Source organism: Nostoc cycadae WK-1, from assembly GCF_002897135.1.
In the GTDB taxonomy this organism is placed as follows: Bacteria; Cyanobacteriota; Cyanobacteriia; order Cyanobacteriales; family Nostocaceae; genus Nostoc_B.
On sequence record NZ_DF978451.1, the window covers coordinates 1 to 16,324 of the forward strand.

The following is a 16,324-nucleotide window of genomic DNA, read 5'->3' on the forward strand; positions in this document are numbered from 1 at the left end:
ACAGCGAGCGCCGGGGGCTGCAATCTTTGCCCCCCCGACGCTCTTCCGCTCTAAAGATGAAAAGGTGGACTCCGGTGTTCGTGGTAGTGCGTCAGTGGCATTAGGTAATCTGGGGCAGGCGGCGGCACACTATGTGCCTGACATCGCCCAACTCCTCAAGGATGAAAAGGTGAACTCCTATGTTCGTGGCAGTGCGGCATCCGCATTAGGAAACATTAGACAACTGAAGTTAGAAGAGGTTGTCGTTGTTTTAAATTTTGTCTACGAACCAAATCAGAAATTCTTTGATTCTTTTTCTGATAACAATAACTTTGAATTTTGGCGCTTTTGGTCTTATTTCCTGGGTAGCAGCGATGAAAAAGTCAAAACTTTGCTGAAATGGCTAGGCAGACCGAAAAAAACTCCTGATAAGCTAGAACACTCTCAAGCTGTCAAAACACTAGAAGTATTCCGCGACGTTTGGCAACCCAGCCAAGATTTAACCAGATTACGAGAAGACTTAGCCAAGCAAATTGCCGCAGTCGCCAGAAAAGTCCCTTGGGAACCACAAGATATTGTTATTCTAGAAACTCATTACAACAACCTGAAAAACGCCGGATACAGCGAAGCCGACTCACTGCAATCAGTCATAATTAACCTCAAAGGTTGGCAGTGGTTTTTCAACGCCAAAATTACCATCCTCACTCACGCCGCCTTTTGGCTTGCCCTCATCTTTGCCTACCCCAAATTTCCCCAAATCCAAGCCATCTTCTTCTGGAATCCTTGGGTACGACGTATTCTAGGCGTGGGTTACGTCGGCTTTCTCCTCACCTGGGTTCCGTTTTTCCGCCGCAAATTATTTGAACCCTTCAAACCTTCCCTGTTAGCCGATGCCAGATTAGATAACTTTCATGAGCAATCATACTTCCCCCAGTCGCAAGTCAAAGTTCCCGCTTCCGGCGACATCTTCCCAGTTACCGTAGCCCTCCCCAAAATTCACGGACAAGTTATCTTACAAGGTGATTCCGGCTTAGGCAAGTCGATGTTTCTGCGCCATCTGTTGACAAACTCTCAGCGCATTGTCGTTTACCTTCCCGCCCAAAAATGCGATAAAGGCGTAATTGAAGCCATTCAAGACAAACTCCACGGCCAAGCCCAAGATGCAGGATTTCTCAAAAACCTGATTTACAGTGGTGCGATAGATATCTGCATCGACGGACTCAACGAAGTCACCGCCGAAACACGGGCAAAAATCTGTCAGTTTGTGGAAAGCTATTTCCGGGGCAACATTATTATGACTACCCAGCCCCTAGAGTGGACACCACCCTCAACCGCCAAAACCTATTACTTGCAACCCCTAGAACAATCCCAAATTCAAGAGTTTCTCCTTTCCCGCCAGCCGCGACTGCCCAAAGATGCCACAGTCCAAGGTAAAGATTACGAAATAGCCTGCATAGATTACTTAAAAGAAGTCCTCACCACCCAGCAACCCGAAGAAGAATTAAAAGCAGCCCGTCGCATTCTTTCCAACCCAATGGATTTAACAGTAGTGGCACTGATGCTATCCCAAGGCAAACATCCCAACTTATTCCGCCTGCAAGAACAGCAATACAATTTAATAGCAGCAGAATACCTGAAGGAATGGAATCAAGAATTTCCTTTGAAGAAATTCGCCGCCGCCGTCTACGAAATGCGACTCCAAGATAAACAAGCCTTACCCGCCGATGAATTTTATCAAGTTGTCAAATCTTTAGAAGACGAGAAATACAAAATGGTCGTCAGCCGTCAGTGGCAAGATGAAAAAGGGGAAGCTAAGAAAGAATGGTACTTCCGCCACGACAAAATCATGGACTTTTTCTTAGTGCAGAACTTCCTCGGAGACAGTGATGCAGCGGAAGCACTATTAGTTGATAGAATGGGCGACCCCCGTTTTCGTGGTGTGTATTTTTTGTTAGCCAGCTTACTCCCCTTAGATGCAGCCAAAGAACTGCGGGAAAAGTTGATTCAATACGCGGCGGATACTAAAGACAATACGGTGAGTAATACTTTCGTGCAGTTGTTACGAACTCGGTGAGTTTTAGGGGTGTGGGGTGTAATACCGTTTCACTTTAAGTTTGATACAAATAGACCGTAGGGGAGCCAGCGCGTTGGGCGGGTTTCCCGACTTGTAGCGACTGGCGTGGGCAGAGGAGCAGAGGGGCGGAGGAGAAATTATTCGGATCATTTATCTTAGTGAAAAGCCAAAGTCCACGCTTTGTGGACTGGAATACATTTTTAGTTCAGTCATCTTCAGATGACTTGCGCTATGAGACTCGGAATGAATTCCGAGGCGGGACAGATGCACTCAACGAACATTTGTGTGTACACCTTAGCCTTACAAAGGGGGGAATTTTCTTCAAGTCCCTCCTAAAAAGATGGATTTAGGGGGATCTAAAACTTTTAGCTACCAAAAATCAGACTTTTAAAATATCCTATAAACACCGATGACTTACCTGTGTTTATTTCCTTGCATCTATGCTTTAATTGTCAAAACTTGGGCATAACCCAACATCCATCATCTAAACACTGCTCATGATTGACATTGACGGTTCCTACGGGGAGGGAGGCGGACAAGTTCTCCGTACTTGCTTAAGTTTAGCTGTTATCACAGGTGAACCAGTTCGCATTGCCAATATTCGCGCCGGACGCAAAAAGCCAGGACTAGCGCCACAACACCTCACAGCAGTTCGGGCGGCGGCGAAGATTTGTCAGGCTCAAATACAGGGCGATGCGTTGGGTTCGATGATGCTGGAATTTATTCCTAGTAGCCCAGTGCAGGCAGGAAGCTATACTTTTGATGTCAGTGAAGTGCTAGAAGGTGGTTCGGCTGGGGCAATTACTTTGGTTTTACAAACAATTCTTTTACCTTTAGCCTTAGCCAAAGGTGATTCTCAGGTAACTTTGCGCGGTGGAACTCATGTCATCTTTAGCCCAACCATGACATATATTGAGCAGGTATATCTACCGATGCTCAAGAGTATGGGAATCAAAGCATCTGTGAAATTAGGTGCATGGGGGTGGTATCCCCAAGGTGGCGGAGAGGTAGAATTGCAGGTGAGTGGTGGTACTCAACTCAGTGGCATAGATTTATTAGAGCGAGGGAATTTACGCCAAGTCCGGGGACTGGCAGTGGTGACACAATTGCCGGCTCATATTCCTCAACGTATGGCTAACCGGGCTGAGAAAATATTAGGTGCAGCAGGATTAAAGGCTTCTGTACAAGCTTTACGCGAAAAAGGTGTCGCACCGGGAGCCGGGATTTTTCTCACGGCTGAATATGAGAATAGTTTGACGGGATTTGGTGGGTTTGGGCGGTGGCGGATGTCATCGGAAAAAGTTGCAGAAATCGCTTGCGAACAACTGCTGAATTTTCACCAAACTGGTGCGCCTGTAGATGAGCATTTGGGAGATCAGTTAATTTTGCCCGCAACTTTGGCTACAGAAGAAAGTCAATATCAAGTAGCAAATGTTAGTACGCACTTGACAACTAATGCCGCAGTAATTGAGATGTTTGGACTGTCGCGGGTAATGGTGGATGCGGTGGAGAAGATTGTGAAGGTGGTACCTATATCTCACGCAAAGGCGCAAATAGTAAGAGTTTGAGAGATTGATTCAGCAATTCTAAATTTTTAATCCAAAATCTAAAAGTGGTAAACCACACCTTAAAGGACGGTAAGCACAACTCTTAGTTGATTTTAATATTTGTTACGTTTCGTTACACTAAAGACATCGAGGGGTGAAAATAAATCTCTCGCCAGATTTCAAAGGTGAACGACATGAATGGCACAATTCGCGTTGGTAATCTCTTCGGGATTCCGTTTTACATCCATCCGTCCTGGTTTTTGGTTCTTGGCTTAGTAACCTGGAGCTATAGTAGTGGACTTTCAGCCCAATTTCCTCAATTGTCTGGGGGGTTAGCTTTGCTACTAGGATTGATGACAGCGCTGTTATTGTTTGGTTCTGTCGTCGCCCACGAATTAGGACATAGTTTTGTTGCTTTGCGCCAAGGAATTGATGTTAAATCGATTACATTGTTTATCTTTGGTGGTTTGGCAAATCTCGAAAAAGAATCGAATACTCCCGCCGGAGCTTTTTGGATTGCGATCGCCGGGCCGTTAGTCAGCTTACTCTTATGTGGAATCGTGACAATATTGGGTGTAACAACTGCGGTATCGGGGCCACTGGCGGCAATTCTTGGTGTTTTAGCTTCTGTTAACTTAGCTTTAGCACTGTTTAACTTGATTCCTGGCTTGCCTTTAGATGGCGGTAATATCCTCAAAGCTCTTGTTTGGAAAATTACAGGTAATCCTTATAAAGGGGTGAGTTTTGCCAGCCGAGTTGGACAGGTTTTTGGTTGGGTGGCGATCGCTTCTGGGATAATTCCTCTAGTATTCTTTGGTAGCTTGGCTAATGTTTGGAACTTGTTAATCGGTTTCTTCTTACTGCAAAATGCTGGTAATTCTGCCCAATTTGCTAGAGTCCAAGAAAAACTAGATGGCTTAACCGCCGCAGATGTCGTAACAAACAATAGCCCCATCATCTCTGCAAACCTCAGCTTAAGAGAATTTGCTGATGAACAGATTCTGCACAAGCAAGACTGGCGACGCTTCTTAGTCACAGATGATGCAGGACAATTAGTCGGCGCAGTGACTTTAGATGACCTACGAACTATTCCCACCGCACAGTGGACAGAAACTCAAGTTCAAGAAATCATGCGCCCAGTTGCTGCATCCAACACAGTCAAATCCGATCAATCCCTCTTAGAAGTCATCCAGCTACTGGAACAACAAAAACTCTCCGCTTTAGCTGTAATTCGAGAAAATGGCGTTCTGGTGGGGATTTTAGAAAAAGCAGCAATTATTCAACTGTTGCAAGGTCAACCTATAACTCACCCTGCATAGATATCTCATCACTCAATACTCCTTCTCAACCCTCTCTCAGTCAATCTGAGGGAGTTTTTTTGTGGAAAAGCATTCAGCCAAAATTGTTTCACTCTGGATCTATCCCCAATTCTCGCAGCTTTGCTAATAATACTGCTTGACGCTGACGTTCAATTTCTAATTGAGCGATCGCATCATCAGCCCGTTGACGTTCTTGTTCCGCCCGTTGGCGTTCTTGTTCGGCTTGTTCGGAACTCCACAGCAACAAATTACCTGCTTCATCCCACCACCGCAACCAACAAATATTCATTTCTAAGCGAGTACCTCGCCAAATTCCTAAAAATAATTCCAATTCAGGAATCCAAAATTGTCCTGATTCTGTTGGTTGTTGCAAAACATATCGTCCATTTTCCAGACGCAGGACTTCTAAACTCACTTCGTAAGGATTGAAAATTGCATAGACAGGAACTTGTAATATTTTTTCGTAAAAGTAGAGTTTTCCATAGGGAAATGTGGGACGAATTGAATATTCTCCGTTGTCGGTGTCGGAAAGAAACTCCATCACCACAGCGATGTTTTCACCTTCTATATTGGGTGTATAGCTACGCCGAATTACACCTGTACCCACTGGTGAAACGCTTGGTACGTATAACCAATCAGGTGCTTTAACCACTGTTTTTTGATTGATATTGGCGACGATACCAAAATTAGATGCAACTAGCATCTGAGGTTGAATACGATTAGCTGTAGCTAAAGCTTCTGTTAAAGCTGCTGCTAAAAACGGTTGTTGAATATTTTCCACTGGATCGTCGGGCAGAATAAAATCATCTGGGAGTTTTTCCCAAGTGACGACAGGGGTTTGGCGCTGGGGTGCGGCTAGAACCATGATGGTAAAAATGTCGCTTGTGGGCTTGGGGACTAATGCCAATATTTTACAGTGCTTTTTAGATGTCTGAAATCAAGAGGTATTCAGAGATATAGAGAGTTTGTCTGGGGAAACAAAGTTACTTTTATGCCTAGTTAGGGAACTCTAGCAATTAAGGTTTTGTTTCACAATACAAGGACTTACTTATGGATAAAACCATTGTTCAGTTGGTTGACGAGTTACCCAGCGATAATATTACTGTCAAAGTTTTAAAAGCCCTTGATTATGTAGCACCTGGGCAGTGGGATAATTTGGTGGGTTTTGATAATACAGTCCGTGCGATTACTGGCGAAACAGATGCTAACGTAATTAAAAGAATCCGCGATCGCGCCGTTAGTATATATCTAGATCCACAAAACGGCTATCAAGCAGCCATCAAACTGTATCAAATCATCGACAAAGCCGATGCAGCAATGGGAACTGCGGCTTTAGCTAACAAAGTGAGCGAAAAAATCAGCTTTCTCTCTTTTTTAGGTAATATTACGCCCAAAGCCGATGTCACTCAAACAATTGATTTAGTTCTCAAAATTGCTATCGAAATCATCGCCTTCTGCAAAATCAACGGAATTCCCCAACCCAACCCCCAAGAATTCGCCAATACCTTAGCGAATAACTATCAAAATGCTTCCCTGATGCGGATGGCTGCGTTGGTTTGTATAGATGGCATTTTACCTTTAGGCCCCGACTTTCTGATTAAAATTCAGGAAATTATTGGCGGTGCTACTGCTAATGATGCGATCGCCCAAAATCCTGTATTCCAAGCTGTCAATAGTTCTTTACCTGGTAATACCCCTGCGGATAAAGTTGGTTTTCTTTCCCAAGCTTTTAACTCTGTCCAAGGTTGGATGAATAACCTAGTCGCCAAGACAGGTATCACGCCACAGTCTATTGCTAATGGTTTAAGTAGTTTTGTGCAGATTGCTGACGATAATTTAGATTTTGTCGCCGCATTCTTAGATCAAACTACAAATTATTTTGAGCATACTGGCATTCAAACTGTTGCCCGCAGCATAATTTTACAAGCTCATACTTTAGTCAAAGCAGAAATTGCCGAAGAAGCCAAACAGCCACAAAAACAAGATACTGCATCTGCAACCAAGTCTAAGTCAGATACTCCTACTCAGTATGACGTGAATAGCACAGTAGAAGTTTGGGACGAAGAAGACGAAGAATGGTACAAAGCCACAATTCAGAAAATTAAAGATGACCAATTCTTTATTAATTATGTTGGCTATGGTTCATCTTCTGATGAGTGGGTTGGTGAAGATGCGATTCGGATTCGCGCCCTAGAATCATCTGATGATAATGGATTTGCAGTTGGTCAAAAAGTAAAATGCTGGGATGAAGAAAACGAAGAATGGTATAGTGCCACAATTGAGGAAATTCGTGGTCAGCAATACTTTGTGCATTACCAGGGATATGATTCATCTTATGATGAGTGGCTTGATTTAGCAGAAATTCGCTAGATTAGACAGGCATTGAGTCTATTCAACATTCACTCAATGCCGAGAATATCTAAAACTTATGTTACGTAGTTTGACTTATATCTAAAAGCATTGGTATTTGTGCTTTTTCGTCATTAGACTAGATTTAGCACAGGGTAGAAATTTAGAGGAAAATTATGATGAGCGATCGCGACTATACATTAATCCTGGACAAAAGCGGTAGTATGTCTACACCTGACCAGGTAGGTGGTAGAAGTAGATGGGAGATAGCTCAAGAATCTACTCTCGCTTTAGCCCGAAAATGTGAACAATTTGACCCAGATGGCATTACAGTTTATGTATTTTCTGGCAAATTCAAACGTTATGATGATGTAACCTCAGCTAAAGTAGCCCAGATTTTCCTCGAAAATGACCCCGCAGGTACCACCAACTTAGCTGGTGTCCTCCAGGATGCAACTAATAATTATTTTCAACGTAAAGCCGCAGGTAAAACCAAAGCCAATGGTGAAACTATATTAGTTATTACCGATGGTGAACCTGATGATCGCAAAGCAGTATTTGAAGTAATTATCCAAGCAACTCGTCAAATGGAGCGAGATGAAGAATTAGGAATATCTATCATTCAAGTAGGCTCAGATGCTCAAGCAACTAAGTTTCTCAAAGCTTTAGATGATCAATTACAAGGTGTCGGCGCTAAATTTGATATCTGCGATACCATCACTTTAGAAGATTTAGAAGATATGAGTCTTGCAGATGTATTGATGAATGCAATTACAGATTGATCAGTCAATAGTCCAAAGTCAATAGTCAATGGTCAATAGTTAATCAATAGAGTTTATTAACAAATAACCAATAACTAATTGGAGAAATTTATTATGCTTGACAACCGAGATTATACTTTAATTATTGATAAAAGTGGCAGCATGGCAACCCCAGACCAAAAAGGCGGTAGAAGCCGCTGGGTTACAGCCCAAGAATCTACTTTAGCTTTAGCTAGTAAGTGTGAACAATTTGATCCCGATGGGATTACTGTTTATGTATTTTCGGGAAGATTTAAGCGCTATGAAAATGTCACTACTAGTAAAGTTACCCAAATTTTCCAAGAAAATGATCCATCAGGAACTACAGACTTAGCCGCAGTCTTAAAACACGCTACGGATGATTATTTTCAACGTAAGTCTTCTGGTCAAACAAAGCCAAACGGAGAAACAATTTTAGTAGTAACTGATGGTGAACCAGATGACCGCAAAGCAGTTATGCGCGTAATTATTGAAGCTTCTCGGCGGATGGACAAAGATGAAGAACTAGCAATTTCCTTTATTCAAGTCGGTTCAGATCAACAAGCTACTCGGTTTCTCAAAGTATTAGATGATGAATTGCAAAGCGCTGGAGCAAAATTCGATATCTGCGACACCATTACAATGGAAGATATGGAAGATTTAAGTTTGTCAGAAGTTTTGCTCAACGCCATTAACGATTAGTTTAAAAACCCAACAATGTTATTCTCATAGTTTCTCGATTTGATGCGCGTGCATCTGCGGTTAATTATTCATTAGAGCGATCGCTATCACAATCAACGAACAAAAATGGACTCTATTGATAAACTTTTAGCTCAAATCAAAGCGGAATATGATCCAGCAAAACCCGCACCTACACCACAACAATCTAAACCAGATGTAATCTCACCATTCATTTCCACACCATCTAAATCACAATCTATCATCGATAACATTTTGGCGGAAGTAAAAGCTGATGTTGAAGAACAAGCCGCCATTGAGGAGTTGCAAAGACAACAAGAACGCGAACAAGAACGCATTCAACAAGAAAAAATCAAAGCTCAACAATTAGAAGTTTTGCAAAAAAAAGCAAAAGAATGGTTGAAAAAATTAGATCCTCTGTCACCAGAAGGATTATGGTTTGAAAGTTTTGCTGAAGGCTACCCCTCAAAATTAGCAGCAGCAATTGAGTATTTACAAAATAACTAAATAATATATTTTACAGTTTGTGTTGGTTGTTGATATGAGATAAATGTTCAACAGCCCAGTCGTGCATCGCATAGAGAATAGGTTTCAGACTTTCTCCTAATAGCGTGAGTGAATATTCTACCTTGGGAGGTATTTGAGCATAAACTTGTCGATGTACTATCCCATCTTCTTCCATTTCTCTCAGTTGCTGAGTTAACATCTTTTGGGTAATTCCTGGTAAGGCTCGTTGCAATTCACCAAAGCGTTTTACACCAGTGATTAATTCCCTAATAATTAAAACTTTCCAGCGTCCGCCAATTACCTTCAGGGTAGTTTCTACTTCACAAGTTAGCCTGCGATCGCTTTCTGCTTCTGCTTTCATAGTGACTTTATTAGTGGAGGTGAAGAATAATAAACTTGCTACATTATCCACGCAGCTTGAAAAAATTCCCGTTCGCAAAGCATAGCGTAACGGTAAGTTGAATGAACTAAAGCGTTATTAGTGGCGTAGTTATCCACCAAAGTTTCTAATTGTTGTGTGAGTGGTTGAAAATCTGTAGCACTGTAGGTGATAATCCAATCTGCATAGTGATGATGAGGAATCCCATTACAAGCTAATCGTTCTCCTAAAAAGGCATACAGCCGCATACAGGGTGACATCGCCGCCGCAGTTATCCCAACATCGCTACTCCAAGCTGTGGCTAACAAAAAATCTGTATAACGCCGGGTAGCTGCGCCTGGTTCTACTGAGCGCAAATCAACTCCCCACTTGGCTGCATAACCTTGATGTAGTTGTAACTCCGCTAAAACTCCACTAACTAAGTTGTGAAATATGGTAAATCCTTTCCAGTCTGGTGCTTTAGCTGCGGCGATGCTATAAGCACGGGCGAAAGCTTCTAAAAAGAAAGCATCTTGTCCTATATAGTAAGCAAATTTGGTTGGTTCAAGACTACCATCAGCGATACCTTGCACAAAAGGATGCTCTAGACAAGCTTGCCCTAAATCTTGATTAGCTACCCACAATTCATTGGATAAAGTCATTAGTCTGGAGCTTGTAGCCAAAAATTCTTAAATTGATCCTAGCTGACTATCAAGCTATGTAGCTCTACATCCTTGATCTTTTGTAGTTAAAGCGATTACTTGCTCATATAGTAAAGGAGGCAGAAAGCTTACCTGCCTCTATATCAACTGCTTTAGCAGTTCAGTAATATTTCCATAGTAATTTTTACAAGTATTTATCTCACTTCACAATGTATACGCAACACTGTTTTAACTTTTGTTGATCAGATTATTTTCTATAAACAAAACTAGTAAAGACGTGGTATAGCTACGCCTCTACTAGTTTGAGAATATAAATGTTCCTCACGCTGGCGTTCGGAACTCTGGAAGATCTAGACACACTTAGTTAAGTTGAACCAAGGCGATCGCATCTGGCGGTAAAATATGCAATTGTTGTCATAGTTTGACATATCTGTATAATTCTGCCCTTATGTGCTTAAAATATACAAAAATGCCACTATATAACTTGTTTTTTAGTCAACTACCTTAATCACAGCAGTTGCTACTCTTTGAGAAGCTGCACCAAAGCGCCTCTACAAATCGGGAAAACCGCCCAACATATTAACTCACCGCTATGGGTTTACACTTTGTCAATCATAGCTGCCAGTAATCTTTGATTTAGTCGAGCAAGACTCATGGACAATTAAAAATTAAAAACCAGAAAGTTGATTTTTAATTTTTAATTTCTCCTTGCTAGTCTTAATTGGTGGTTTGTGCTGCTAACATCTGCTTGAGCTTTTCTAGTTCCGATGCCCAACGGGGATCTGGACGAATTGCATCTGAGTCAGTTGATGTGCTACTTTCGCGCCCACCACTGCTGCGTTTAGACTTCTTAGAGCCTTTGTCCCGACGATTGCTTTCTTTATTGCTGCTAGGAGTAGGATTGCTATGTGCAGCCGCTTTAGGCGCTTGCTCTTCGCCTTCATCACCCTTGGTGCGGGGCAATGCTTTTTCTAGCTTAATTGGGGTATCTTTGAACATCTGACCATTATATTTTTCAATAATTTGATCAGCTTGTTCGTCATTGTTGACGGTTAAGAACCCAAAACCACGACATTTACCAGTTTTCCGGTCTTTAATTAGTTTTGTGGTAACAGCATCGCCTTCTGCCGCAAAAACTGCTTGCAGGTCTTGACGATCTATTTCTTCTTTTGGCAAATTGCCTATATATAGGCGAACGGACATGACTATACCTCCAGAGTTTAATGAACGTAGCAAGGCAAGAGAACAATCACTTGGTTTTGGCTTTTAAATAGATGCTTTTGATTAAATTTGCCATCAACCAATTTTTTTGACTCCAAACTGTCAACTTATACAATACAGTTTTTCGTTTGGATAAAGCTTGTATATTACAAAAGCGCATACAACGCTCAGTTAATACCACCTTAATTCTAAAATTTGTAAATTTATTAGCCTACTGTCTGCCACAGTAAACATTTTTTTGATGTCCTTGCCCGCAGAATTCAACACCATTCCCTACATTATCACGGTATCTTCTACGTAGCTAGTTCAGAACACACATTTCCGATTATATGGTGAATCAATAGTAACATAAAATACATTTTTTTCTCAAGAACGGATATTTGAAACAAAAACCAGCCAATGGCTGGTCTAGCTGCTGTGTTGGGAGGATAAAAAGATGGATTGGCGTAAGCAGTTACTAAGCTAGGATGCTTAAGTTATGCTGGTTGCTCAGAATATTGTTAATAAATGTAACATTTGTAAAGAAATGTTGCAACATAGTACAGAGTCCATAGTCAACAATTTTCTTCTGGCTTTTTAACTCATTAACCATTGACCATTAACTAACCTAGAAGAAAAATGTACGCACCCCAAGCCTGTGCGGCTATGGCCAAAATGGTAGACCAAATGGGGTGAGGACTATAAAGGGTGGTGCCAGTTTGAGTTTGTACAGACTGGATATCTATCCAAGGCGTTGCACCACGACGGAACCAGCCGATGACAGTAACTTGCCGTCCGATCAAATCTGGAAGATGGACTTTCTGCCCCAAGCATAACCAAGGAACGTGGTGTAATTTCACCAAACCATTGCTGGACTGTAAGATAAAATCTTGTGCCAAAGAGTTTGCTGTGCCAGGGCGACCTAACAATTGGCCGACCAAACAGACACTAGTACTATCTATGGGGATGGCAGATGGATTAGCTAACAGGTTAGGTAAACTTTCATTAGCTTGGTAATTAGCAGTTTTGAGATTTGGAAAAAAAGCATTCATCCGAATTACTAAACCAATGCTAAAACCAATCAGTAGGCAACCACTGACAAAATTCCAATCTTCATAAATCCATTTCAAGTTCAAAAATTTGAGGCTGAAAGCAGTTTGCCAACTCAACCAAATCAAGCCGGCAAACCCAAAACCTATGGGAATACCTAAAAAAGGCGCGATTTGCAGCAAGAAGGATTGACGTGTAGTTTTAATAAACTGTTCGTTGGCCAGATGGAGTTCAGTTTCTATGTGCCAGTGACGAGCTATTTGACACAGCCATTGAATACGCTGACCCATTAACGGATGGCTATTATTAATTGCCATCCAGCGACGATAGGGATTGATATGATCCCACATCAAGGCTGATTCAAAGGCAATATGACCAGCAATACTACCCAAAGATAGACTTTGTTGGTAGCTGATCGGCATAAGGAGATTTAGACTTTCTAGCTGACAATTGGTGTGTTGTACTTGTTGAATATCATGGGCAATGCCGATCGCAATTTTCAAGAAAGCCCGAATTAAAGCGTTAGGATTACCAGTAATTTCGGCAGCTAGGCGATCGCTATAATAATGTCGTGAGCGCGATAACCATAAAGCTGTCCCCGTAAATAAACACCAAATTCCATAAATCAGACTAGAGAATATATTAAACGGCAACTGCCCAAAACCAGGCGAGATATTGTTTCCCCACTGAGAAATTTGCTGATATAAACGATAAATCGGCAAAGTCAGCAGCAATACCAAGGACATGACTAAATAATCACCGTGGGCAATATGTCCCAACTGGGTAGCATAGATAGTGGCAATTTCATCATCTGCCAATTGATTTAATAGCCCTTGACTGACGACAATCCGCGCATTGCGGGGTAAATTGCCGTAGGTTAAAGCTATAGGTGTATTGATGGGTAAAATTCGCAGGTGGGGTAATTGCCAGCGTTTTTGCTGACAGTAACGCTGGAGGACTCTGGCTGTTTCTCTGCTGCGGCTGTGCAAGATATCTTTTGATAGGGGTTGCTGACTACAAAACCGAGTTAGTAACCAATCTAATAGCCAAGGGGAGAGGGCGATCGCACTCACCAAAATACCAATTACCACCAGCTTGGGGTCGCGGTAGAAAAACGGCAATGGTGCCAAATACGGTAACTTGTCTAAAATTACATTCACCGATACCATTACTACCTTCAAGAGAAACTCCATCACCCAAAACAAAGCAACGATGGTGAAGAGTGCCTGTAACCGCAAAGGCAGTAATTTCGGTTTACGTAGAGGTTGCCATACCTTGGCGCGTTTTGCTTGTCGCCAGTAAATATTTAGCCGTTGAGTCGGTGTATATCCATCTGACTCTGTAAACCGATTTTGTGATGCTACTGGCGTTTCTATGAAAGTATTTTGATAATGACTTGGCTGTGCCGGTTTTTCCAGCACAGACTGTTGTATGCGTCCTGATACCACAGTCGATGAGTTACCAGAATTTGTCGTTTCTTTTGATGTTTGTGGAGATACTTTTTTTGTTTTTTTACGTTTTGTTAAATGTGTTAAAGCGCGTTCTGCCCACTCTTGGACTTGGGGATTTTGGCTATCTCTAAGAGTTTGGCACAGGGCGATCGCCTTGCGGGCTTCGCCAGTGCGGGCATAGGCCATAACTAACCCAACACGAGCTTGTAAGCTAGTAGTGCTATTGCCTTTACTACTAGCAACAGGCTCTAGTTGAGCGATCGCTGTTTGATAATCTCCCTGCTTGAGGGCAGTTAAACCAGCCTCCAAAGATGATTCAGAATATGAAGGCATAGAAATTCTGGCACTCCAATCTCTGCTAACTGACAGAATAAGGTAAAAGTAAAAATTTAAAAGGCAAAAGTAAAGAAGAACAAAATTGCTCACCAGTACCTAGACTGCTGCGCCTCGCGTTTTAGATATAAGATTTTCTTTTTACTTTTCACTTTTAGCTTTTGACTTTTGATCCACGGTGATATAACAACGCGACCCCGCGATGCCGTGGACATCAACTATACCCGATAAGTAGAATTCAGGAGTCAGAATTCAAGAGTCAGGAGTCAAAATTCAGGATTTGTACTGAATTCTGAATTCCAGATTCTGGATGCTTCTTCAAGATTCCACTGATGATTGACCATAAAGTACCGGGGCGATCGCGCTTAATTTTAAATTTGGATGGTCTTCTAGTAACTGATGGCAATTCCATTCATTACGGAATAGCAGCACTGGCCGATCCATACTGTCTTTGACTGTGGTGGTGTTAAATAAACGTCCCACCTTGTTCAAAGCTTCCCAACCACCTTCTACCCAACGGGCGACGCTGTAGGGTAATAAATCGAGAATTGTTTCTACACCATACTCATTTTGTAGGCGAAACTGCACCACTTCAAATTGCAACTGACCCACCGCAGCCAAAATTGGGTCGCGTTTGGCTTCATCAGTTGAGTACATAATCTGCACAGCACCTTCTTCGCGCAATTCCGAAATACCTTTTTGAAATTGCTTAAACTTTGAGGGGTTGGGGTTTCTGAGGGTAGCAAACAGTTCTGGTGAAAAATACGGAATCCCCTCATATTCCAACTTCTGCCCTGTGTAAATGGTATCGCCGATCGCAAAAACGCCAGGATTGTTTAAGCCGATGACATCACCTGGATATGCTATGTCAATCGATTCCCGTTCTTGGGCAAAGAGTTTTTGCGGACGAGATAAACGCACAACTTTGCCTGTGCGGGCATGATTGACTGTCATATCTTTTTCAAATCTGCCAGTGCAGACCCGGACAAAAGCAATGCGATCGCGGTGTTTTGGATCCATATTGGCTTGCAATTTGAACACAAAACCGGAAAATTCCGGGTAAGTGGGGGGAACTTCACCAACGCTACTGTTGTGAACACCTGGTTTTAAAGCACAGTCAAGGAAAGACTTGAGGAATAACTCTACGCCAAAGTTGGTCATGGCGCTACCAAAGAACACTGGAGTCATTTTGCCTTGATGCACTAATTCCAAATCTAGTTCCGGGCCGACTCCCTCTAAAAGTTCCAGATCATTTTTGAGTTGGTAGTACAAGTCTGCTTCTAGGAGTTGTTCAATTGTGGCATCACCCAAGTCAACAACAGTATCCAAAGCTTCTTTACTACCGTGGGCGCTACGTTCAAACAAGTGAATTTGTTGTTGTTGACGATCAAAAACACCCTTAAAGCGATCGCCCATCCCAATCGGCCAATTCACGGCGTAAGTCTGCAACCCTAGTTCCTGTTCAATTTCATCTAACAGTTCTAACGGTTCTCTACCCGGACGGTCGAGTTTATTTACAAAGGTGAAAATTGGCAAACCCCGCAATTTGCATACTTCAAATAATTTCCGGGTTTGGGGTTCCAAACCTTTAGCCGCATCAATTAACATCACCGCATTATCGGCGGCGGCGAGAGTGCGGTAAGTATCTTCACTAAAATCTTGGTGTCCGGGAGTGTCTAATAAATTGATCTGACAGTTACGGTATGCAAACTGTAAAACGGTTGAGGTAATGGAAATTCCCCGTTGTTGTTCCATCGCCATCCAGTCTGAGGTAGCCTTACGCTGCGCCCGTCGCGCTTTTACCGCACCAGCTTCGTGAATCGCACCTCCGTACAGCAGGAGTTTTTCTGTGAGTGTTGTTTTACCCGCGTCAGGGTGAGAAATAATCGCAAAGTTGCGTCGCAGTTCTACTGCTTGATGAAGTTCTGACTGAAGTTCAGTTGACATAATTGACCTAAATGTATAGCTTACCTTGTTACTTTACTTAACTTAATTTTTCTCTACTTTAGTAAGTCTT

Annotated in this window: 12 protein-coding genes and 1 pseudogene; 7 read left to right on the forward strand and 6 right to left on the reverse strand. The window is 42.3% G+C overall.

Translation table 11 applies throughout. The features are described from left to right. From NCWK1_RS27770 to NCWK1_RS27780, 3 genes and pseudogenes are all read left to right on the forward strand, one after another. Window positions 1-2,053: pseudogene (locus NCWK1_RS27770) on the forward strand (HEAT repeat domain-containing protein); the annotation flags it as partial. Window positions 2,054-2,550: 497 nt separating this feature from the next. After that, the gene (rtcA, locus tag NCWK1_RS27775; protein WP_103126919.1) at window positions 2,551-3,621 is read left to right on the forward strand and encodes an RNA 3'-terminal phosphate cyclase; all 1,071 of its coding nucleotides are present in this window, start codon (window positions 2,551-2,553) and stop codon (window positions 3,619-3,621) included. Between the two features lie 173 nt (window positions 3,622-3,794). Beyond that, complete coding sequence (locus tag NCWK1_RS27780) at window positions 3,795-4,919, forward strand: site-2 protease family protein (protein ID WP_103126920.1); 1,125 nt, start codon at window positions 3,795-3,797, stop codon at window positions 4,917-4,919. Window positions 4,920-5,007: 88 nt separating this feature from the next. Here NCWK1_RS27780 and NCWK1_RS27785 read toward each other — a convergent pair whose 3' ends face one another. Next, window positions 5,008-5,784 carry a Uma2 family endonuclease gene (locus tag NCWK1_RS27785; RefSeq protein WP_103126921.1) on the reverse strand — a complete coding sequence of 259 codons (777 nt, stop codon included), beginning with the start codon at window positions 5,782-5,784 and terminating at the stop codon, window positions 5,008-5,010. Between the two features lie 185 nt (window positions 5,785-5,969). Here NCWK1_RS27785 and NCWK1_RS27790 point away from each other — a divergent pair, with 185 nt between their 5' ends. The 4 genes from NCWK1_RS27790 to NCWK1_RS27805 all read left to right on the forward strand — a co-directional run bounded on the left by NCWK1_RS27790 (window position 5,970) and on the right by NCWK1_RS27805 (window position 9,253). After that, window positions 5,970-7,289, forward strand: coding sequence for a Tudor-knot domain-containing protein (locus NCWK1_RS27790; protein WP_103126922.1), 1,320 nt, complete (start codon window positions 5,970-5,972; stop codon window positions 7,287-7,289). A gap of 155 nt (window positions 7,290-7,444) precedes the next feature. After that, entirely contained in the window at window positions 7,445-8,050 is a 606-nt protein-coding gene (locus tag NCWK1_RS27795) for a vWA domain-containing protein (RefSeq protein ID WP_096584154.1), read from the forward strand. Between the two features lie 93 nt (window positions 8,051-8,143). Beyond that, window positions 8,144-8,749, forward strand: coding sequence for a vWA domain-containing protein (locus tag NCWK1_RS27800; RefSeq protein WP_096584157.1), 606 nt, complete (start codon window positions 8,144-8,146; stop codon window positions 8,747-8,749). Between the two features lie 105 nt (window positions 8,750-8,854). Then, a complete protein-coding gene (locus NCWK1_RS27805) occupies window positions 8,855-9,253 on the forward strand; it encodes a salt stress protein, Slr1339 family (protein ID WP_103126923.1) in 399 nt (132 codons plus the stop codon). Window positions 9,254-9,263: 10 nt separating this feature from the next. On the opposite strand, the gene NCWK1_RS27810 is transcribed toward NCWK1_RS27805, so the two are convergent. The 5 genes from NCWK1_RS27810 to prfC form a co-directional block, all read right to left on the reverse strand. Continuing rightward, window positions 9,264-9,614 (reverse strand): winged helix-turn-helix transcriptional regulator, encoded by a 351-nt coding sequence (locus NCWK1_RS27810; protein WP_096584162.1) that lies wholly within the window; start codon window positions 9,612-9,614, stop codon window positions 9,264-9,266. Window positions 9,615-9,652: 38 nt separating this feature from the next. Beyond that, entirely contained in the window at window positions 9,653-10,273 is a 621-nt protein-coding gene (locus NCWK1_RS27815) for a TenA family protein (RefSeq protein ID WP_103126924.1), read from the reverse strand. Between the two features lie 717 nt (window positions 10,274-10,990). Then, complete coding sequence (locus NCWK1_RS27820) at window positions 10,991-11,476, reverse strand: RNA recognition motif domain-containing protein (RefSeq protein WP_096584168.1); 486 nt, start codon at window positions 11,474-11,476, stop codon at window positions 10,991-10,993. Between the two features lie 620 nt (window positions 11,477-12,096). Further along, a complete protein-coding gene (locus tag NCWK1_RS27825; protein ID WP_103126925.1) occupies window positions 12,097-14,307 on the reverse strand; it encodes a M48 family metallopeptidase in 2,211 nt (736 codons plus the stop codon). 318 nt (window positions 14,308-14,625) lie between these two features. Next, window positions 14,626-16,254 carry a peptide chain release factor 3 gene (gene prfC, locus NCWK1_RS27830; protein WP_103126926.1) on the reverse strand — a complete coding sequence of 543 codons (1,629 nt, stop codon included), beginning with the start codon at window positions 16,252-16,254 and terminating at the stop codon, window positions 14,626-14,628. Window positions 16,255-16,324 lie beyond the last annotated feature (70 nt).